The organism is Microvirga sp. GCM10011540 (genome assembly GCF_042650665.1).
Taxonomy (GTDB): domain Bacteria; phylum Pseudomonadota; class Alphaproteobacteria; order Rhizobiales; family Beijerinckiaceae; genus Microvirga; species Microvirga lenta.
Genome location: NZ_JBHSBQ010000144.1, coordinates 54,607 through 73,815, shown reverse-complemented (window position 1 = coordinate 73,815; position 19,209 = coordinate 54,607). Strand labels below are relative to the sequence as shown.

Genomic DNA, 19,209 nt, shown 5'->3' with positions numbered 1-19,209 from the left:
ATGAGACCTCTGTGGTCCTTTGTCCTGAAATTACTGAGCGGTGGCGAACTTGACCGGCGCCGGAGCGCCCGTCGAGGCGAACTTCTGCTTCGCCTCCGCCAGCCAGGCGGCGTATTGCTGCTCGCTCACGACGCGGATTTCGATCGGCATATAGGGATGGCCGTTGCCGCAGAGTTCCGAGCACTGGCCGTAATAGACGCCTTCCTTCTCGGCCCTGAACCAGGTCTCGTTCAGCCGGCCCGGAATGGCGTCGACCTTCACGCCGAAGGACGGAAGAGCGAAGGCGTGGATCACGTCCGCGGCAGTCACCTGGACCCTCACGTTCTTGCCGACCGGAACCACCATGGCGTTGTCGACGCCCAGCAGGCGGGGCTGGTCGGGCTTGAGATCCTTCTCCTCGGCCATGTTCGAGTCGAACTTGAAGCCGCCGCCCTGGTCCTCCGGATACTCGTAGCCCCAGTACCAGGAATAGCCCGTGGCCTTCACCACGATGTCGGCCGGCGGGATGATGAGCTGCTGGCGCAGGAGGCGGAAGGAGGGGATCGCGATGGCGACCAGGATCAGCACCGGAACGATGGTCCAGGCCACTTCGAGGAGGGTGTTGTGGGTGGTTCGGGAGGGAACCGTGTTCCGGTTCTCGTTGAAGCGGACGACGATGATGACGATGAGGGCCAGCACGAAGAGGCAGATGGCCGTGATCAGCCACACGAGATAGGTGTGGAAGTCGGACACGTTCTGTCCGAGCTCGGTCACCATGCCCTGCATCCCGGTTTCCCAGGGGGTGGGTGCACCGGTGCCGGCGACTGCCTCACTTATGCCCAACACAAGTGCGACCGCCGCTCCAAAGAGGGCGGTCACCGATCGAAGTCCTGAGGTCTCGATCCGCATCGGTGTTCCAAAGCTCCTAGATAAGATGGCCGATGGGCCACGAAAGCGTCGGGGAAGGCGCGGGCGCGCAAAATGCGGTGCTCAGCCTGCGCCATCACCTTTTGATCTGCGTCTATGACCACAGGATGGGCGCAAGCGCAACGGGCCAAGCGACGCAATTTGTGCGTCATATCCGCCAAACGGCGGATTCCGCTGCCCGATCATGCCCTCTCGCTTGACATCGCGGCCCCTGCCATGGTCCCAACGGCCGAACATGATGAACGGCTCGGCGGGTTCCCCTGCGTCGGGCTCAAGGACGGAGAGGCCTCATGAGCGTGTCACGATGGGTTCGCCGCGGAGCGGCCGCGTTCCTCGGGCTGCTGGCACTGTCGGCGGCGGGCGGCGCCCATGCTCAAGGCATGGTCAAGAATACGTTCGGCGACTGGCAGATGCGCTGCGAGACCCCGGCGGGCGCAACGGCCGAGCAGTGCGCCCTGGTGCAGAACGTGGTGGCGGAGGACCGCCCCAACATCACCCTCGTCATTATTGTGTTGAAAACCGCCGACGGGAGCAGCCGCCTCCTGCGCGTGGTGGCTCCCTTGGGTATTCTCCTGCCCTCCGGGCTGGGCCTCAAGATCGACGAGACGGATATCGGCCGGGCCGGCTTCGTGCGCTGTCTCGCCACGGGCTGCGTGGCGGAGGTCGTCATGGACGAGAACCTCATCAACCAGATGAAGTCCGGACAGACGGCGACCTTCATCGTGTTCCAGACGCCCGAGGAGGGCATCGGCATTCCCGTGTCCCTGAACGGGTTCGGGGCGGGCTACGACGCCTTGCCGTAAGGGCGGGCGAAAAGGACGACAGAGGGGGATCTCATGAGCGGTGAACTTGGCAGGAAGGCCGGATGGGCCGTGGCGCTGCTGGGCCTGTCGGCCCTGGCCGGCTGCGGCGCGCCCGGCGAAGGCGGCTCGACCTTCAGCAACATGCTGACCTTCGCGGGGCCGACGGTGCCGCCTCCGGTCCAGGCCCAGATCGAGGACGTCTACTGCCCGCCGGTGGAGATTTCCGAGGGCGGGGCGGCTCTCCGGTCCGTGGCCGGCGGGGACAGCCTCCGCAGCCAGATCTCTCTGGGAAATCTCGCCCGGGAATGCATCGGGCAGCCCAACGGGACGACCATCGTGAAGATCGGCGTCGAAGGCCGCGTCCTGCTCGGGCCCGGCGGCTCGCCCGGACGCTACGACGTGCCGGTTCGGATCGCGGTCAAGAACGGCTCGAAGATCATCGCCAACCGGTCGCGTCGCGTGGCCGCCTCCGTTCCGGCCGGCGACACGCAGACGACCTTCTCGGTGATCGAGGAGGGCATCGTAGTTTCGCCTGCAGACGCCAACAGCTTCGAAATCGAGGTCGGCCTCGGCAGTGGAGCCCGCGGGTAAGCGCCGGGCTTCGGTCCCGGAGCGTCGGGTTCCGACGCTCCGCTCTTCAGGATTCAGCGCATCGTCACGGCAGGGGAGCGGCCGCGCCCGCCCTCTGGGTGAGGGACGTGGCGAGCACCTTGTCGATGCGCCGCCCGTCCAGGTCCACCACCTCGAAGCGCCAGCCCAGGGCGTCCACGTGCTCGCCCGTCTCGGGCAGGTGCTGGATCTCGCTGATCACCAGACCGCCGACCGTGTGGTAGGAGCGGCTCTCGGGCAGCGTCACCGACAGGATGTCGGCCATCTCGTCGACCGGCATGGAGCCCGCGAGCAGCCAGGAGCCGTCCTCGCGCCTGACGGCATGGGGTTCGGGCGCCTCGCCGTCCGACCGGAAGGCGCCGACGATGGCCTCCAGCGCGTCCGCCGGGGTCACGATTCCCTCGAAATGCCCGTACTCGTCGTGGACCAGGGCCATGGGTACGGGCGAGTCGCGCAGGATCGAGAGGGCATCCAGGGCATGGAGCGTGTCCGGGATGACAGGCGCCTGCTGCAGATGGGCGCGCACGTCCAGGGCCCGATCTGTCAGAAGCGAGGCCAGGAGCTCCCGCGACTGAACGACGCCGATCACGTTGTCGGAGGTGCCTTCCGTAACAGGAAGCCGGGAATGCGGGGTTTCGACCAGAAGCGCACGGACCGCCTCCTCGTCGTCGTCGAGGTCGATCCAGTCCACGTCCGTGCGCGGCGTCATGAGGCCGCGCACCGTCCGGTCACCGAGGCGGAGCACGCCCGAGATCATGCGCCGCTCCTCCTCCTCGATGACGCCCGCGCTCTCGGCCTCGCCGACGAGCATCTTGATCTCCTCTTCCGTGACCGTGTTGTCCCCGTCCGACGACGGGCCGAACAGGCTGAAGATGAGGCGGGTCGAGGCGTTGAGGAGCCACACGGCGGGAGCCGCGATCCTGGAGACGACCAGCATCAGGGGCGCCACGGTGCAGGCGATCCCCTCCGGGTTGCGCAGGGCGAGCTGCTTGGGCACGAGCTCGCCGATCACGATGGAGAGATAGGTGATGAGGCCGATGACGATGCCGTAGCCCAGGGGTTCGGCCGCCCCGTCGGGCATGCCCCGGGCCTCGAGGATGTCCGTCAGCCGCCCGCCCAGGGCCGCGCCCGAGAAGGCGCCGGCCAGGATGCCCACCAGGGTGATGCCGATCTGGACCGTGGACAGGAAGCGCCCGGAATCCTCCATCAGGGCGAGGGCGGTGTTGGCGCCCGTGCGGCCCTGCTCGGCCATGGCCTTGAGGCGGGGGCGGCGGGCGGAGACGATGGCGAGCTCGGAAAGCGCGAAGATGCCGTTGAGGGCGATGAGGAATAAGGCGATGGCCAGTTCGAGCAACGATGTCAGGAGCTGCCGACCCGGTCAGGCCGCGAGTCTCCCCTTCTGTGAAAGCAGGGCCTAAAATGCTGCCTCGCGCCGGTGCCGTCAATTAAGGCATGGAGAGGCGTCCCGCGGCGACCTGCTTTGTTGACAGGATCACGATTCCTCTTCAGAGGTGAGGCAGCCGCTGATCCCCGCGGAAGAGACCGGGCTATCCACGCCCGGCGCCGAAGGCGCAACCGCCCCGGAAACGCTCAGGCCAAAGGACCGCGCGGGAGCTGGCACTCTGGAAAGCGGCGACGTTTCAAGAACGTCGCCCACCGACGGGCGTAACCTTTGCGCGAGCAAGGGGAAATCTCTCAGGTCTCGGGACAGAGGGGGCGCAAAGCAGCGGGCCAAAAGGCCCGGTGAAACATGCGCCTTTTGAGGGATTCCCATGGCCGAGCCAGCCCGTGCCGACGAGCCGCTTCTGAAAACCCCGCTCCATACCGAGCATGTGGCCCTTGGCGCCCGCATGGTGCCCTTCGCGGGCTACGACATGCCGGTCCAGTACCCCACCGGCATCCTGACCGAGCACAACTGGACCCGCGACCATGCGGGCCTGTTCGACGTGTCCCACATGGGCCAGGCTTTCCTGATCGCCGAGGACAAGAGCCACGAGACCGTGGCCCGCGCCCTCGAGGCGCTGATCCCGGCCGACGTGCTGAACCTGAAGCCCAACCAGCAGCGCTATTCCCAGCTCCTGGCCGACGACGGCGGCATCCTCGACGACCTGATGGTCACCCGCGTGGGCGCCCCCGGCCACGAGGGCTGGCTGTATCTGGTGGTGAACGCCTCCATGAAGGAGCAGGACTACGCCCATATCGAGGCCCGGCTTCCGGCCGGGGTGAACCTGAAGCGCAAGGACGACCTCGGGCTCATGGCCCTGCAGGGACCGTCCGCGGCCGCCGTCATGGCCGCGAAGGCGCCGCAGGCGGCCGAACTCGCCTTCATGATGTCCACTGACGTGCAGATCGACGGCATCTGGTGCCACATCTCCCGGTCCGGCTACACCGGCGAGGACGGTTTCGAGATCTCCTGCCACGGCAACGACGCGCCCGGCCTGTGGCGCGCCTTCCTGGCGAATCCCGAGGTCAAGCCCATCGGCCTCGGCGCCCGCGACTCCCTTCGCCTCGAAGCGGGTCTGTGCCTCTACGGCCACGATATCGACACCACCACCTCGCCCATCGAGGCCGGCCTGATCTGGTCGATCCAGAAGCGCCGCCGCGAGGAGGGGGGCTTCCCGGGGGCCGAGCGCGTCCAGCGCGAGATCAAGGACGGCGCGTCCCGCGTCCGCGTGGGCCTCAAGCCCGAGGGGCGGGCACCGGCCCGCGAGGGCGCCGTGATCGCGACGCCCGACGGCCGCGAGGTCGGCATCGTGACCTCCGGCGGCTTCGGCCCCACCGTCAACGGACCCGTGGCCATGGGCTACGTCTCGAAGGACGTGTCGGCCGTCGGCACCGACCTCCACCTCATCGTCCGCGGCAAGCCGATCCCGGCCAAGGTCGCGGCCATGCCGTTCGCACCACACCGCTACAAGCGCTGAAGACCAGAAGGGGACAACCATGACCACGCGCTACACCAAGGATCACGAATACATCCGCATCGAAGGCGATGCCGGCATCGTCGGCATCACCGACTACGCCCAGTCCCAGCTCGGCGACGTGGTGTTCGTGGAGCTGCCGAGCGTCGGCAAGACCGTGAACAAGGGCGACGAGGCCGCCGTCGTGGAGAGCGTGAAGGCGGCGAGCGAAGTCTACGCCCCCGTCTCCGGCGAAGTGGTGGAGGTCAACAGCGACCTGGAGGCCTCCCCCGGCACCGTCAACGAGGATCCGACCGGCCGCGGCTGGTTCCTGAAGATCCGCCTCACCAATCAGGGCGAGCTCGACGGTCTCCTGACCGAGGAGCAGTACCAGGACTTCGTGAAGTCCCTCTAAGGCGGGAAAACGCAATGGCACACGAATACAGGGCGACGGTCAGCTGGGCGCGCAACGGGGAGACCTTCTCCGACAACCGCTACAGCCGCGGCCATCTCTGGACCTTCGACGGCGGCGTCGCCGTGCCGGCCTCGGCCTCGCCCTCCGTGGTGCCATTGCCTCTCTCCCGCGAGGACGCGATCGATCCGGAAGAAGCCTTCGTGGCGGCGGTGTCGAGCTGCCACATGCTCACCTTCCTATCCATCGCGGCGAAGAAGCGGTTCGTGGTCGATTCCTACGAGGATCATGCGCTCGGCGTCATGACCAAGAACGACAAGGGCAAGCTCTTCATCTCGAAAGTGACCCTCGATCCGACAATCGAATTCTCCGGCGAGAAGCGGCCCAGCCCTGAGCAGATCGCCGACATGCACCACTTGGCTCACCAGGAATGCTTCATCGCGAATTCCGTCCTGACGGAAGTCGAGGTGGCGGGCCTTCCCTCGCATTGAACCCCTAAGGTTTTGCACCGATGCGTTATCTTCCCCTCTCGGACACCGATCGCGGCGAAATGCTCGCCCGCATCGGCGTCAAGTCGGTCGACGATCTCTTCGCCGACATCCCGAAAAACATGCTGCTCAAGGAGCCGGTGGACCTTCCCCGCCGCAAGGGCGAACTGGAGGTCGAGCGGATCCTCTCCCGCGTGGCGGCCAGGAACGTCTCCGCCTCCTCGGTGCCGTTCTTCGTGGGCGCGGGCGCGTACAAGCACCATGTTCCCGCGACCGTGGATCACCTGATCCAGCGCTCCGAGTTCCTGACGAGCTACACCCCGTACCAGCCGGAAATCGCGCAGGGCACGCTGCAATACCTGTTCGAGTTCCAGACCCAGGTGGCGGCGCTGACCGGCATGGATGTGGCGAACGCCTCCATGTACGACGGCTCCACCGGCACAGGCGAGGCGGTGCTCATGGCGCACCGGGTCACCAAGCGCCGCAAGGCCGTGCTCTCCGGCGGCCTGCATCCGCACTACGTGGACGTGGTGAAGACGCTCTCCGACATGGCGAGCGACCAGGTGGTGACGCTTCCCGCCGACGTTTCCGGCACCGAGGACATCCTGTCGCAGATCGACGACAGCACCTCCTGCGTGGTCGTGCAGACACCGGACGTGTTCGGCAACGTGCGCGACCTGAAGGCCATCGCCGACAAGGCGCACCAGCACGGCGCGCTGCTCATCGCCGTGTTCACGGAAGCTGTGTCGCTCGGGCTGCTGCAGTCGCCCGGGAGCATGGGCGCCGACATCGTGGTGGGCGAGGGCCAGTCCATCGGCAACGCGCTCAATTTCGGCGGGCCTTACGTGGGCCTCTTCGCCGCCAAGTCGAAATACATCCGCCAGATGCCGGGCCGCCTCTGCGGCGAGACGGTGGACGCAGACGGTAATCGCGGCTTCGTGCTCACCCTCTCGACCCGCGAGCAGCACATCCGCCGCGACAAGGCCACGTCGAACATCTGCACCAATTCGGGCCTGTGCTGCCTGGCCTTCACGATCCACATGACGCTGCTGGGTCAGGCCGGACTGAAGCGCCTCGCCCGCATCAACCACGCGAACGCCGTGAAGCTCGCCGACCGGCTGGCAGGCGTGAAGGGCGTCGAGGTTCTCAACAAGACGTTCTTCAACGAGTTCACCGTGAAGCTGTCCAAGCCCGCGGCGGAAGTCGTGGAGCGTCTGGCCGAGAAGGGCGTGCTCGCGGGCGTGCCCGTGTCGCGGCTTCTGCCGAAGGCCGGCCTCGACGACCTGCTTCTGGTCGCCTCCACCGAAGTGAATACCGATGATGACCGTGCGGCCTTTGTCGCCGCCTTGAAGGAGGTTCTGTGATGTTGAACCGCCAGGGACGTCCCTCCACTCCGCAGGCCCACGGCGTGTCCGATCCGGCCGCCGGCATGGGCGATCAGGCCGCTCGCCTGCAGGGCGACGCCAACCAGCTCGGCTCGGGCTCCCCGGGAGGTCATCCGACCTTCACGGGCAACAAGGCGCTCGCCCAGATCGAGCCGCTGCTGTTCGAGATCGGCCGCCATGACGTGACCGGCGTCGATCTCGACGAGCCGGAGGATTTCGAGCCGCGCCTCGGCGGGCTCGAGCGCAAGGACGAGATCGGCCTGCCCGGCCTCTCCGAGCCCGAGGCCATGCGCCACTACGTGCGCCTGTCCCAGATGAACTACGGCATCGACACGGGCCTCTTCCCGCTCGGCTCCTGCACCATGAAGCACAATGCGCGCCTCAACGAGCGCATGGCCCGCCTGCCGGGCTTCTCGGACGTGCATCCGCTGCAGCCGGTCTCGACCGTCAAGGGCGCGCTGGAGCTCATGAACGAGCTCGGCCGCTATCTGGTGACGCTCACCAACATGACCACGGTGGCGCTCTCGCCGAAGGCCGGCGCCCATGGCGAGCTCTGCGGCATGATGGCCATCAAGGCCGCCATCGAGGCGCGCGGCGAGGGCAAGACCCGCAACGTGGTGCTGGTGCCCGATTCCGCCCACGGCACAAACCCGGCCACCGCCGCCCTCATCGGCTTCGTGGTGAAGCCGGTGCCGGCGCGCGAGGACGGCTGGGTGCATGTGGAGGACGTGAAGGAGCGGCTCGGCCCCGACGTGGCGGCGATCATGCTCACGAACCCCAACACCTGCGGCCTCTTCGAGAACCAAGTGGCGGAGATCGCCAAGGCCATCCACGAGGCCGGCGCCTATTTCTACTGCGACGGCGCCAACTTCAACGCCATCGTCGGCAAGGCGAAGCCGGGCGACCTCGGCGTCGACGCCATGCACATCAACCTGCACAAGACCTTCTCGACGCCCCATGGCGGCGGGGGCCCGGGCGCGGGCCCGGTGGTGCTCTCCGAGCGTCTGGCGCCGTTTGCGCCCGTGCCGTTCGTCACCGTGAAGGACGGCGAACTGACCCTCGTCGAGAACGACGAGGATGCCGACGAAACGCCGTTCGGCCGCATGACGGCGTTCCACGGCCAGATGGGCATGTATGTGCGGGCGCTCTCCTACATGCTCTCGCACGGATCGGACGGCATGAAGCAGGCGTCCGAGGACGCGGTGCTCAACGCCAACTACATCCGCGCCTCGCTCTCCGACCTGTTCTCCCAGCCTTTCGGCGACAAGCCCTGCATGCACGAGGTGCTGTTCGACGACACCTGGCTGAAGGACACCGGCGTCACCACTCTCGATTTCGCCAAGGCGATGATCGACGAGGGCTATCACCCGATGACCATGTACTTCCCGCTGGTCGTCCACGGCGCCATGCTGATCGAGCCGACGGAATCCGAGTCGAAATCCTCTCTCGACCTGTTCATCGCGACCCTGCGCGACCTCGCCATGGCGGCGAAGAAGGGCGACAAGGAGCGCTTCACCGGCGCTCCCTACCACGCCCCGCGCCGCCGTCTCGACGAGACCCGCGCCGCCCGCACCCCCGTGCTCAAGTGGACGCCGCCCGCGCCGATGGCGGAAGCCGCGGAGTAGGACAGCTTCCACGCTCCGATGCGTCCCTGCCGCAACAGGGGTGCAGACGCGATGGACGATCAAAGACGCCGCCCGGCCGGGCGGCGTCTTTTTGTTTTCAGGGCTGTCCCACCGGTCTGAAGCGGACGCCTGCGGCAGGCTGACCCTCCCTGTTCGGGGAGGAGACAAGGAAGAGGCTGCGCGATACACCGAACGTCATAGCGTAGCGTAAACGCCGCCGGACCAGCCAGGCACGAACCGTCGTCCGACCTCCGATGCTCCGGCTTCGGAGAACGAAGGCGTCTGCCCGAATGAATACTCCCATGATCGCGCCAGAACCGAGCAAAGCGACCACGATCGGAAGACAGTCTTTAGGCGCCGCGAGGAAAGGCGGCGCGCGATGACCTCCGTATCCCGCAGCTCCTCCTATCGTCCTGAGATCCAGGGTCTTCGCACCATCGGCGCCCTGCTGGTGGCCTGCTTCCACATCTGGGGCGGGCGCGTCTCGGGCGGCGTGGACGTGTTCTTCGTCGTCTCCGGCTTTCTCATCACCGGCTCCCTCTACCGGGAGGTCGAGACAAGCCGCACCATCGACGTGGTCGCCTTCTGGGGCCGCATCGCCCGGCGCATCGCCCCGCTGGCCTATCTGGTGCTGGCCCTCACCCTGCTCGCGGCTCTCTTCTGGCTGCCCCGCACGCGTCAGGACGGGTTCCTGTCCGAGGTCCTCTACAGCGCCTTTCATCTCGAGAACATCAAGCTGATGATGAACTCGGTCGACTACCTCGCCCGCGAGGAGGCGCCCAGCCCCGTGCAGCAGTTCTGGGCCCTGTCGGTGCAGGTGCAGTTCTATGCCGTCTGGCCGTTCCTGCTCCTGGCGGCGGCCTTTCTGGCGCGACGGCTGCGCGCGGCCTGGGGCGTTCATCTTGCCGTTCTGGCAGGGGTGTTCCTGGCCTCCCTGATCTACTCGGTGATCGAGACCCACCGCGATCCGTCGCCCGCCTACTTCAACACCCTGGCGCGGGTATGGGAGTTCGCCCTCGGGGGCATTCTGGCCGTCGCCCTGCCGCGTCTTGCGCTCCCCTCGGGGCTGCGCCTGGCGGCGGGGTGGGTCGGGCTTCTGGCGGTGGTCGGCTGCGGCTTCGTCATTCCGGCCTCGGCGGCCTATCCCGGCTATGTGGCGCTGTGGCCGACGCTGGGGGCGGCGCTGGTGCTGATCGGCGGCGGCAGCGGACGGCGCCTGGGGGCCGACCGGCTGCTGGCGGCCAGGCCCCTCGTGGCGCTGGGGGAGATCTCGTTCTCGTTCTATCTCTGGCACTGGCCGGTGCTGATCTTCACGATGATCGTGACCGGCCGGACGGAACTCGGCGTCCTGCCGGGTCTGCTGGTGATCGCCATGGCCCTGTGCGGCGCCTACGGCGCCAACCGCTGGATCGAGCAGCCGATCCAGCGCTCCTCCTTCGGCAGAAGGCGAGCATGGCACATCCATGCGATGGGTGCGGCAATGGCTGTGCCAGTTCTTGTGGCGGCAACCGTGTGGAGCGTCACCCTCGAGGGCACTACAACGGAGGTGGCTTGGTCCTCCGTATCGAAATACCGCAATGTTCGACTTCAACCGCCCTTGACGACGGCGAGTCGTGATAGGCCAAGAGCACAGCGGGAGCGATGCCACCAGACATCGAACAGAGCAAAGCTGATCGAATGCAGCTATGGAACTGCCCTGGAGCCTCTCAAGACGATCGCTCTCGTCGGGAGTTCCCACGCCGTACAATGGCTCCCCGCTCTAGAGCCACTGGCCGGGCAGAATCGATGGCGCATCGTCGTTATGACGAAGAACGGGTGCCCTTTGACGCTCGATACGAGGGTCAATGAGTCCTGCAAGCTTTGGAACGAGGACGTGATTCACCGCCTTCTGGAACTCAGGCCCGATGCTGTCCTCACGATTTCGACGCGGCCGAACCGAGGCCCCTTCAAATCACTTGACGATTCACCAGAAGCGGTTGCGTATTCGAAGGAATACATCCCTCACGATTATATGAGGCAGTGGTTGCGCCTGACCGACAAGGGGATCTCGATCATAGGGCTCCGAGACACTCCATGGCTGACCATTCACGTGCCTCAGTGTTTGGATGGAGCTCCTTCGGAGGGGATCGATTGCGGTCGTCCGCGCGCGGAGGTCATGGATGAGATCGACCCGGTGTCGAGGCTACAATCGAAGCCTGCGCATGTGGACTTCGTCGATCTGACGGATCAGTTCTGCAGCAAGACCATGTGTCCGCCTGTGACGGGCAACTTCATCATCCACCGGGATGGAGATCACATGACCGCCACTTACGCGCAGAGTCTGGCTCCTGTGCTCGGGGGGCGGCTGAGGCAAGTCAGGCCCGATCTCTTCTCCAAACTCCAACCGGATCTCGACCAGGATTCTTGAGCTTAGATGCGCTCGAAAGACGTGGACAAGTCCGCCATCCGCCCCACGACGACCGTTGCGCCGGCTTGCTGCAATCGCGCCCCGTGCTCTGGCCCGCAATGTCCGCCGCCGGTGAAGCCGATGACGCGCATGCCGGCGGCGCGGGCGGCCTGGACGCCTGCGAGGGAATCCTCGACGACGAGGCATTCGGCAGGCTGGTAGCCCATCCGTGAGGCCGCGTGCAGGAAGAGATCGGGCGCGGGCTTGCCGCGCGGAACCTCCACGGCGCTGAAGACGTGCGCGAAGAGGTCCGCCAGGCCCGTAACGCGCAAGGAGAGGGCGATTCGCTCCGGCACGGACGAGGAGGCGACGCAGCGCGGATAGGGCAGGGCGAGGATGGCGTCTCGCACACACGGGATCGGCTTCAGATCGGTTTCGAACCGGGCAAACAATGCCCGGTTGATTCGCTCTGCCAGATCCTCCGGCAGGCGGCAGCCGCGCTCGGCCTCGATCCGGGCGATCATGTCTTTCTGGCTGACGCCGACGAACGCCCCTGCGATCTCGTCCGCCGTGTAGGGAATGCCGAGCCCGGTCAGGACCTCGGCATCGACGCGGCAGCTCAAGGGCTCGGAATCGACCAGAACCCCGTCGCAATCGAAGATCAGCAGCATGGATGTCTCCCAACGAAAAAGGCCGCCCCGATAGGCGGCCTTGGATGCTTGGATCGTGCGAGCCGCTTACTGCAGCTTGCGACGCACGTCGCCGAGGCTTTGAGTGAGGATCGAGGCGGCCGTGTTGCCGGTGATCTGCTGGCGCAGGACCTGCTCGGAAGCCCTGACGGCGGCATCGACGGCGGCGGCGCGAACCTCGGCTGACGCCTGGCTCTCGGCCTGGGCGATCTTCGCCTCGGCGGAGGCGGTGCGGCGGCGGATGAAGTCCGCCATCTTCTCCTGGGCCTCGCGGGCGAGGCGCTCGGCCTCCTCGCGGGCGGAGGAGACGATCTCGGCGGCCTCGCGTTCGGCGGCGGCGCGCTTGGCCTCGTACTCCCGCAGGAGGTTCTCGGCGTCCTGGCGCAGGCGCTTGGCCTCGTTGAGCTCGTCGGCAATGCGCACGGAGCGCTTGTCGAGGGTGTTCATCAGGTTCTTCGGCACCCCGTAATAGACGAGGAGGCCGATGAAGATGACGAGGGCGACGAAGACCCAGAAGGTGGGATTGGCCAGCATGAGGCTCTCCTTAGACCTTGGTCCGGTCGAGGGCGGCTTCGACCGCCTGCGGGGCAGGGGCCTGGCCGGTGATGCGTTCGACGATGGCGGAAGCCGTCTCGGCGGCGATGCCGCGGACATGGCTCATGGCCTCGTTCTTCTTGGCCGTGATGGTGCCCTCGGCCTCGGCCAGTCGGCTGCCGAGATCGGCCTCGAGAGCCTTGCGCTTGGCGTCGGATTCGGCGGCCAGCTTGCCGCGGGTCTCTTGGGCGAGCGCCTGGGCGCGGCCCCTGGCTTCGGCCAGAGCCTTCTCGTAGGCGACACCGGCCTCCTCCGCGCGCGTCTTCATCGCGGCGGCGTCGTCGAGGTCCTTGGCGATGATCTCGCGGCGGTTCTCGATGATGCCGGTGAGGCGGGGCAGGACGAGCTTCGATAGAAGCGTGTAGAGCACCACGAAGGTGATCGCCAGCCAGATGATCTGTCCGGCGAATGTTTCCGTCGCGAAGGGCGGGAAGCCGATATCCGCCGCATGAGCGTCGCCGGGAACTTCCGTACCAGCCTGTGGGATCTGAGCCTGAGCCATGGAAATGGTCCTGGAGGACGGGTGGTCCTGTAATGTGGAAATGACGGCGGTTCGTGCCCGCCGTCACTGTCTCGAAGCAAGGCGCACGGGGCGCCTTGCTCTCCCGATCACCGAAGAAAGTGGATTAGGTGAACAGCAGGAGGAGGGCGACGACGAGGCAGAAGATGCCGAGACCTTCCGCGAGCGCCGCACCGATGAACGCGCGGGCGAACTGGCTGTCGGCAGCCGACGGGTTGCGCAGGGCGCCCGACAGGAAGTTGCCGAAGATGTTGCCGACGCCGAGAGCGGCGAGGCCCATGCCGAAGCAGGCCAGGCCCGCGCCGAGGAATTTGAAAGCGATAGGATCCATCGTGATCTCCTAGGGTGATGATCGGGAGAGAGAAGAAGGGACGACGCCTTAGCCTAGTGTCCCGGATGCAGGGCGTCGTTGAGGTAGATGCAGGTCAACACCGTGAAGACGTAGGCCTGCACGCCGGCGACGAGGAACTCGAGCGCCGTGATCGCAACCGCCATGAGAAGCGGAAGAGGGGTGAGAAGCGCGAAGCCGATGCCGGCCGCGCCGAGGGAGACCACAAAGCCGCCGAACACCTTCAGGGCGATGTGGCCCGCCAGCATGTTCGCGAAGAGACGCAGGGAGAGCGAGATGGGTCGCGAGAGGAAGGAGATGATCTCGATGACGACGATGAAGGGCAGGAGCCACTTCGGAACGCCTGACGGCACGAAGAGGCCGAGGAAGTGGAAGCCGTGCTTGACGAAGCCGTAGATCACGACCGTGCCGATCACGAGAAGGGCCAGCGCGAAGGTGACGACGATCTGGCTGGTGACCGTGAAGAAGCCGGGCATCATGCCGAGCAGGTTCGCGGTCAGCACGAACATGAACAGGGAGAATACGAAGGGGAAGAACTTCATGCCCTCGCGTCCCGCCGTGTCGGTGAGCGTGGTGGCGACGAAGTCGTGCAGGATTTCGGCGACCGACTGGGCGCGGCCGGGGATCAGCGAACGGTTGCGCGTCGCCAGGAGCAGCCCGCCGACGATCAGCGCCGCCGAGCCGATCATGAACAGGGACGAGTTCGTGAAATTGATGATCGGAATGATGGGCTTGACCTGGAATTGCTCGATCGGGCTCGCCATGATCCGCTCTGTCTCGCTGTTGTTCGCCGCTGTCCGTAGCTCTTCGAATCCGGTCTCACTGCTTGTCGTCGGAACGGGCGGTTTTCACCACACCCGCTGCTCGTAGGAGATTGAGCATCCCGGCACAGAAGCCGAGCAACAGACAGACAATGAGTCCCCAAGGAGAGGATCCGAACTGGTGGTCGACGAGCCAGCCTATGACACCGCCCGCAAGGACTCCCGAGATGAACTCGGCCGTGAGCCTGAAGGCCTGGCCGATCGCACTGGAATCCGACGTAGGACGGTCGCGAGGTTCGGCCTCTGCCCTTTGTGCGGATGCTTTCGTGATCCGCGCATTGAGAGAGCTCAGCCTCGCCGATAGGTCGGCATCGTCGGAACCGCTCGGTTTCCGCTCGCCTTCACCGTTCCGCTGAGTAGGGTCCGCCATATGCGTTTTCCTTGCTAGCGGCACGGGAAAAGGTCTTGGAAGCCCGGCCCCGAAAGCCGCGCGCAACATATGAGGGAGGGTCCCCCCTGTCAAGGATTGCCCGAAAACATATAAGTCATTGAATATTATAGCAAAAAGGCGCTATCGCACCGGCTTCGCGCCAAAGCGTCCACGATTTTGCGTCGGAACCCGCGGCAGGGCGCAAAGCCTTAGACCGTCTCAAGAATGCGCTCGGCGCTCTGGAGGTCGACGGAGACGAGCTGCGAGACGCCGCGTTCCGCCATGGTCACGCCGAAGAGCCGGTCCATGCGCGCCATGGTGATCGGGTTGTGGGTAATCACCACGAAACGGGTTTCGGTCTGTCGCGCCATGTCGTCGAGGAGGTCGCAATAGCGCTCCACGTTCGCGTCGTCGAGTGGCGCGTCGACCTCGTCGAGAACGCAGATCGGCGAGGGATTCGTGAGGAACACGGCGAAGATCAGCGCGGTCGCCGTCAGGGCCTGCTCGCCGCCGGAGAGCAGGGTCATGCTCTGGGGCTTCTTGCCCGGCGGGCGGGCGAGGATGTCGAGGCCCGCCTCCAGCGGATCGTCCGAATCGACCAGGGTCAGCTCCGCCGTGCCGCCGCCGAAGAGGGTGGTGAAGAGCCGCTGGAAATGGGCGTTCACCACGTCGAAGGCGGCGAGCAGGCGCTCGCGGCCCTCGCGGTTGAGGCTGCCGATGGCCTGGCGCAGGCGCTTGATCGCCTCCACCAGATCGTCGCGCTCGGCCGCGAGGCTGGTGAACTTGGCCTCCAGCTCGGTCAGCTCCTCGTCCGCGCGCAGGTTGACCGCGCCCAGGCGCTCCCGGTCGGACTTGAGGGAGTGGAGCTTGGCCTCGATTTCTCCCTGCGGGGGCAGCTCGACGCCTTCCTTCAGGCCCGCGAGCTCGATGAGCCCGGCGGGCGTCGTCTCCAGGTTGTCGGCGATGGTGCGGGTGATCTCCGCGAGGCGCTGAAGGGCGGCCTCGTGGCGGGCCTGGGACCCGGCTCGGGCCTCGCGGGCGGCGGAAAGGGCTTCCAGGGCCGAGCGGGCGGCGCGGTCGGTCTCGGCGAGATGCGTCTCCGCATCGGCCAGACGGTCGGCCGCCTCCTTGCGCTTGGCTTCGGCCTGCTCGATCTCGGACAGCAGGCCGCGGCGGCGCAGGAGATAGGTGTCCGGCGCTTCGAGAAGGCGCTGGTGCTCGTCCTGGGCGCGCTCCAGGCGCTCGCCCAGATCCTCGTGGGCCTTGGCGGCGCGCGCCGCGCGCTCGGTCCAGAGCCGGATGTCGGCGGCGAGCGATTCCTGGCGCCGGCGGCGCAGCTCGGCCTCGTGCATGAGGGCCTGAAGCGCCGCGCGAGCCTCGGAGGCGGCGGCGCGGAACTCCGCCACGCGGGTGCGCTCTTCGAGCAGGCGGCTCTCCAGATCGGGCGCCGGAGCCAAATCCTCCAGATTCGCCCGGGCGGCTTCCGCGCGCTCCTGGGCCTCGGCCTCGCTGGCGGAGATTCGCGCCATGGCCTCCTGCAGAGCCGAGCGGCGCTGGCCGAGCTCGGCCTCCTTGCGCTCGGCGGCGGCGAGGCGCGTGCGGGTGCCGTCGAGGGCCTGCCGGGCCTGCCGGGCGCCCTCGATGGCCTGCATCTCGTGCGAGGCGGCGATTCGGACGGCGTTCAGGGCCTCCTCGGCCTCGTGCCGCAGATGCTCGGCCTGTTCCCGGGCCTCGGCGGCCTCGCGCTCCAGATCGCCGAGGCGGTTCTTTTCAGCAAGGCGGCGGGCGGCGGGCGAGGGCGCTTCCGCCGCGGTGGTGAACCCGTCCCAGCGCCACAGGTCACCCTCCTGCGAGACGAGGCGCTGGCCCGGCTTGAGGAGGCCCCGGAGGCGCAGGCCGTCGGCCTTGGTGACGACGCCGATCTGCCGCAGGCGGCGCTGGAGCGGAGCGGGCGCGGTCGAAAGATCGGCCAGCGAGTGGACGCCCTCCGGCAGGGCCGGATCCCCGTCGCCCGCGCCGGTCTCGGCCCAATGGGAGGGTGCGGAAGGGTTGGTGGAGGCTTCCAGATCGTCGCCGAGGGCGGCGCCGAGAGCGGTCTCGTAGCCCTTCTGGACCGTGATCTGGTCCACGGCCGGCGGCCAGAGGTCGCCGGTAGCGGAGGTGACGAGTTTGGCGAGGGTGCGCGCCTCGGTCTCCAGCCGTTGGGCCCGGCGCTCGGCCTCGCTGAGGGGCTGGCGCAGGCGGTTCTCGGCCTCGCGTGCCGCCGCGAGGGCCTCGCGGGCGCCCATCACCGCCTCCTCGGCGGTCTGCGCGGCCTCCTCGGCCATGGCGGCCTCTTCCCGGAGGTCGTCGATGGGCGGCGAATCGTCGGTGCCGGCCGCGAGAGCCTCGATGTCGCGCTCGATCCGCTCCCGCTCGGCGGCGAAGCGGGCGGCCCGCTCCACCTCCTCGCGCACGGAGCGCTCCAGGGCGGCGCGGCGGGCGTTGAGGTCGGAGGTCTGGGCCTGAAGGGCGCTCAAGGCGGCCTCGGCCTCGGCCAGCTCGGCCTCGACATTGCTCAGGCGCTCCTGCGCTTCGGCGCGGGTATCGTCGGCGCCGTCGGTGGTGAGCGCGATCTCCGCCTGTTCCTCCTGCAGCCGCTCGATGGTGGCCTGGGCGTCCGTGCGCTGCACCGCCTCGCGGGCGAGGTCCCGGTTCAGGTCGGCGATATGGCGCTCCAGCTCGGTCACCCGGTCCTTGGAGCGGCGCTCCTCCGATTCGAGCTCGCTGCGGGCATGGGTCAGCCGCTGCAGGGCCGCGGCGGCGGCGGCCTCCTCCTGGCGCAGGGCCGGGATGGCATGGGCGGCGACAGCCTGGGCCGTGGCGGCCCGGGTCTGCTCCTCCGTCAGGTCGGCGACGGCCTTGAGGTTGTCCGCCATCTGCTGCTCGGCGGTGGCGGCCTGCTCGCGCGCATCGGCGAAGGCCAGCGCATGCATGAGCGCTTCCAGGCGGCGGATCTCGGACGAGAGGTTCTTGTACCGGGAGGCCTGACGGCCCTGGCGCTTCAGGCTCTCCACCTGGGTTTCGAGCTCGCGCAGCACGTCCTCGACGCGGACCAGGTTGTCCTCCGCCGCCTTCAGGCGCAGCTCGGCCTCGTGGCGGCGGGCATGGAGGCCCGCGATGCCGGCCGCGTCCTCGAGGATGCGGCGGCGGGCCTGGGGCTTGGCGGAGATGATCTCGCTGATCTGGCCCTGCCGGACGAGGGCCGGGGAGCGGGCGCCGGTGGCGGCGTCCGCGAACAGGATCTGCACGTCGCGGGCGCGGACTTCCTTGCCGTTGACCCGGTAGGTGGAGCCTTCCTCGCGCTCGATCTTGCGGGAGACTTCGAGAGTGTCGGAATCGTTGAAGGCGGCCGGCGCCGTGCGCTCCGCATTGTCGATGGTGAGCAGCACCTCGGCGGAGTTACGCGCCGGGCGGCTGCCCGAGCCGGAGAAGATGACGTCGTCCATCCCCGAGGCGCGCATGTTCTTGTGCGAGTTCTCGCCCATGACCCAGCGCAGGGCCTCGACGAGGTTCGACTTGCCGCAGCCGTTGGGCCCGACCACGCCGGTCAGCCCCGGCTCGATCAGGAACTCCATGGGCTCGACGAAGGTCTTGAACCCGGCGATGCGAAGGCGCGTCAGCTTCATCGACGCGCCTTTCCGGCCCGCCCCGAGGGGGCGGGGCAGGGGAGATTATTCTCCCAGCTTCGGCTTGATGATCTCTTCAAGCTCATTGATCGACAGGTTTCCGGCGTGACGCTCACCATTGATGAAGAAGGTCGGGGTCGAGTCCACGCGGAACTGCTCCATCCCCCGGTTCTTCACCGCGTTCACAGCGTCATAAAGTTTCTGATCCTTCAAGCAAGCATCAAATTTCTCCTGTGAGAAACCGGCCTGCCGCATCAGGCCGCGCAGGGCATCCAGGGGCTTGTCGGTGAAGGCCCAGTTCCGCTGCTGGTCGAACAGCAGGTCGGTGATGGGGTAGTACTTGTCGTTCCCGTCGCAGCGGGCGAGCATGAAACCGGCCGTGGCCAGGGGGTCGAGCGGGAATTCGCGCAGGATGAAGCGCACCTTGCCGGTGTCGATGTAGCGCTTCTTCAGCTCCGGCCAGGTTTCCTTGTGGAAAGCCGCGCAGTGCGAGCAGGTGAGCGAGGCGTACTCGATGATCGTCACCTTCGCGTCCTCGGGGCCGAGGGCCACGTCGCCGAGGGGGCCGGGGACCGCGAGGTCCGCAGGTGCGACGTTTTGGGCCAGAGCCGGAAAGCTCGTGGCGATCAGGGCCGTGGCGGCCGCGGTACCAAGAAGCTGAAGCGTTTGACGCCGGGTGATCATCTC

At 67.1% G+C, this 19,209-nt stretch carries 18 protein-coding genes and 1 riboswitch; of the genes, 8 read left to right on the top strand and 10 right to left on the bottom strand.

Features of this window, described 5'->3' with window-relative positions; translation table 11 throughout:
• Positions 1-30: 30 nt before the first annotated feature.
• Entirely contained in the window at positions 31-888 is an 858-nt protein-coding gene (coxB, locus tag ACFOYU_RS25535) for a cytochrome c oxidase subunit II (RefSeq protein WP_377035705.1), read from the bottom strand.
• Between the two features lie 308 nt (positions 889-1,196).
• Between coxB and ACFOYU_RS25530 the strand changes: the two genes are divergently transcribed.
• Positions 1,197-1,709 carry an invasion associated locus B family protein gene (locus ACFOYU_RS25530; protein ID WP_226739586.1) on the top strand — a complete coding sequence of 171 codons (513 nt, stop codon included), beginning with the start codon at positions 1,197-1,199 and terminating at the stop codon, positions 1,707-1,709.
• Positions 1,710-1,742: 33 nt separating this feature from the next.
• Positions 1,743-2,300, top strand: a complete 558-nt coding sequence (locus tag ACFOYU_RS25525; protein WP_226739584.1) for a hypothetical protein — start codon at positions 1,743-1,745, stop codon at positions 2,298-2,300.
• Positions 2,301-2,364: 64 nt separating this feature from the next.
• Here the strand turns inward: ACFOYU_RS25525 and ACFOYU_RS25520 are convergent, their stop codons facing one another.
• Complete coding sequence (locus ACFOYU_RS25520; protein WP_377035704.1) at positions 2,365-3,672, bottom strand: hemolysin family protein; 1,308 nt, start codon at positions 3,670-3,672, stop codon at positions 2,365-2,367.
• 169 nt (positions 3,673-3,841) lie between these two features.
• A riboswitch (glycine riboswitch) is annotated at positions 3,842-3,934 on the top strand.
• Between the two features lie 156 nt (positions 3,935-4,090).
• On the opposite strand from ACFOYU_RS25520, the gene gcvT reads away from it, so the two are divergent.
• The 6 genes from gcvT (at position 4,091) to ACFOYU_RS25490 (ending at position 11,532) form a co-directional block, all read left to right on the top strand.
• Positions 4,091-5,239, top strand: coding sequence for a glycine cleavage system aminomethyltransferase GcvT (gcvT, locus tag ACFOYU_RS25515; protein WP_377035703.1), 1,149 nt, complete (start codon positions 4,091-4,093; stop codon positions 5,237-5,239).
• Positions 5,240-5,258: 19 nt separating this feature from the next.
• The gene (gene gcvH / locus ACFOYU_RS25510; RefSeq protein WP_226739578.1) at positions 5,259-5,630 is read left to right on the top strand and encodes a glycine cleavage system protein GcvH; all 372 of its coding nucleotides are present in this window, start codon (positions 5,259-5,261) and stop codon (positions 5,628-5,630) included.
• 14 nt (positions 5,631-5,644) lie between these two features.
• Positions 5,645-6,118: an OsmC family protein gene (locus tag ACFOYU_RS25505; RefSeq protein WP_377035702.1), complete on the top strand. Its 474-nt coding sequence runs from the start codon at positions 5,645-5,647 to the stop codon at positions 6,116-6,118.
• Positions 6,119-6,138: 20 nt separating this feature from the next.
• Complete coding sequence (gene gcvPA / locus ACFOYU_RS25500) at positions 6,139-7,479, top strand: aminomethyl-transferring glycine dehydrogenase subunit GcvPA (RefSeq protein ID WP_377035701.1); 1,341 nt, start codon at positions 6,139-6,141, stop codon at positions 7,477-7,479.
• Positions 7,479-9,125, top strand: a complete 1,647-nt coding sequence (gene gcvPB, locus ACFOYU_RS25495) for an aminomethyl-transferring glycine dehydrogenase subunit GcvPB (RefSeq protein WP_377035700.1) — start codon at positions 7,479-7,481, stop codon at positions 9,123-9,125. Before gcvPA ends, gcvPB begins: the two co-directional genes overlap by 1 nt.
• 379 nt (positions 9,126-9,504) lie before the next feature.
• A complete protein-coding gene (locus ACFOYU_RS25490) occupies positions 9,505-11,532 on the top strand; it encodes an acyltransferase family protein (protein WP_377035699.1) in 2,028 nt (675 codons plus the stop codon).
• A 2-nt stretch (positions 11,533-11,534) separates the two neighbouring features.
• On the opposite strand, the gene ACFOYU_RS25485 is transcribed toward ACFOYU_RS25490, so the two are convergent.
• The 8 genes from ACFOYU_RS25485 to ACFOYU_RS25450 all read right to left on the bottom strand — a co-directional run bounded on the left by ACFOYU_RS25485 (position 11,535) and on the right by ACFOYU_RS25450 (position 19,206).
• A complete protein-coding gene (locus tag ACFOYU_RS25485) occupies positions 11,535-12,182 on the bottom strand; it encodes an HAD family hydrolase (RefSeq protein WP_377035698.1) in 648 nt (215 codons plus the stop codon).
• 66 nt (positions 12,183-12,248) lie between these two features.
• Entirely contained in the window at positions 12,249-12,731 is a 483-nt protein-coding gene (locus ACFOYU_RS25480; protein WP_226740180.1) for an ATP F0F1 synthase subunit B, read from the bottom strand.
• A gap of 13 nt (positions 12,732-12,744) precedes the next feature.
• Complete coding sequence (locus tag ACFOYU_RS25475; protein ID WP_377035697.1) at positions 12,745-13,296, bottom strand: F0F1 ATP synthase subunit B'; 552 nt, start codon at positions 13,294-13,296, stop codon at positions 12,745-12,747.
• Positions 13,297-13,420: 124 nt separating this feature from the next.
• The gene (locus tag ACFOYU_RS25470; RefSeq protein ID WP_116526730.1) at positions 13,421-13,645 is read right to left on the bottom strand and encodes a F0F1 ATP synthase subunit C; all 225 of its coding nucleotides are present in this window, start codon (positions 13,643-13,645) and stop codon (positions 13,421-13,423) included.
• 53 nt (positions 13,646-13,698) lie between these two features.
• Positions 13,699-14,427 (bottom strand): F0F1 ATP synthase subunit A, encoded by a 729-nt coding sequence (locus ACFOYU_RS25465; protein WP_226739562.1) that lies wholly within the window; start codon positions 14,425-14,427, stop codon positions 13,699-13,701.
• A 55-nt stretch (positions 14,428-14,482) separates the two neighbouring features.
• Positions 14,483-14,854, bottom strand: a complete 372-nt coding sequence (locus ACFOYU_RS25460; protein ID WP_377035696.1) for an AtpZ/AtpI family protein — start codon at positions 14,852-14,854, stop codon at positions 14,483-14,485.
• A gap of 209 nt (positions 14,855-15,063) precedes the next feature.
• On the bottom strand, positions 15,064-18,522 hold the full coding sequence (locus tag ACFOYU_RS25455; RefSeq protein ID WP_377035695.1) for a chromosome segregation SMC family protein: 3,459 nt from the start codon (positions 18,520-18,522) through the stop codon (positions 15,064-15,066).
• 45 nt (positions 18,523-18,567) lie between these two features.
• Entirely contained in the window at positions 18,568-19,206 is a 639-nt protein-coding gene (locus ACFOYU_RS25450; protein WP_226739557.1) for a DsbA family protein, read from the bottom strand.
• Between the last annotated feature and the right edge of the window lie 3 nt (positions 19,207-19,209).

Bases quoted from the DNA above. Each gene is read 5' to 3' on its own strand.
- coxB (WP_377035705.1), bottom strand. From the start codon at position 888: ATGCGGATCGAGACCTCAGGACTTCGATCGGTGACCGCCCTCTTTGGA.
- ACFOYU_RS25530 (WP_226739586.1), top strand. From the start codon at position 1,197: ATGAGCGTGTCACGATGGGTTCGCCGCGGAGCGGCCGCGTTCCTCGGG.
- ACFOYU_RS25525 (WP_226739584.1), top strand. From the start codon at position 1,743: ATGAGCGGTGAACTTGGCAGGAAGGCCGGATGGGCCGTGGCGCTGCTG.
- gcvT (WP_377035703.1), top strand. From the start codon at position 4,091: ATGGCCGAGCCAGCCCGTGCCGACGAGCCGCTTCTGAAAACCCCGCTC.
- gcvH (WP_226739578.1), top strand. From the start codon at position 5,259: ATGACCACGCGCTACACCAAGGATCACGAATACATCCGCATCGAAGGC.
- ACFOYU_RS25505 (WP_377035702.1), top strand. From the start codon at position 5,645: ATGGCACACGAATACAGGGCGACGGTCAGCTGGGCGCGCAACGGGGAG.
- gcvPA (WP_377035701.1), top strand. From the start codon at position 6,139: ATGCGTTATCTTCCCCTCTCGGACACCGATCGCGGCGAAATGCTCGCC.
- gcvPB (WP_377035700.1), top strand. From the start codon at position 7,479: ATGTTGAACCGCCAGGGACGTCCCTCCACTCCGCAGGCCCACGGCGTG.
- ACFOYU_RS25490 (WP_377035699.1), top strand. From the start codon at position 9,505: ATGACCTCCGTATCCCGCAGCTCCTCCTATCGTCCTGAGATCCAGGGT.
- ACFOYU_RS25485 (WP_377035698.1), bottom strand. From the start codon at position 12,182: ATGCTGCTGATCTTCGATTGCGACGGGGTTCTGGTCGATTCCGAGCCC.
- ACFOYU_RS25475 (WP_377035697.1), bottom strand. From the start codon at position 13,296: ATGGCTCAGGCTCAGATCCCACAGGCTGGTACGGAAGTTCCCGGCGAC.
- ACFOYU_RS25470 (WP_116526730.1), bottom strand. From the start codon at position 13,645: ATGGATCCTATCGCTTTCAAATTCCTCGGCGCGGGCCTGGCCTGCTTC.
- ACFOYU_RS25465 (WP_226739562.1), bottom strand. From the start codon at position 14,427: ATGGCGAGCCCGATCGAGCAATTCCAGGTCAAGCCCATCATTCCGATC.
- ACFOYU_RS25460 (WP_377035696.1), bottom strand. From the start codon at position 14,854: ATGGCGGACCCTACTCAGCGGAACGGTGAAGGCGAGCGGAAACCGAGC.
- ACFOYU_RS25455 (WP_377035695.1), bottom strand. From the start codon at position 18,522: ATGAAGCTGACGCGCCTTCGCATCGCCGGGTTCAAGACCTTCGTCGAG.
- ACFOYU_RS25450 (WP_226739557.1), bottom strand. From the start codon at position 19,206: ATGATCACCCGGCGTCAAACGCTTCAGCTTCTTGGTACCGCGGCCGCC.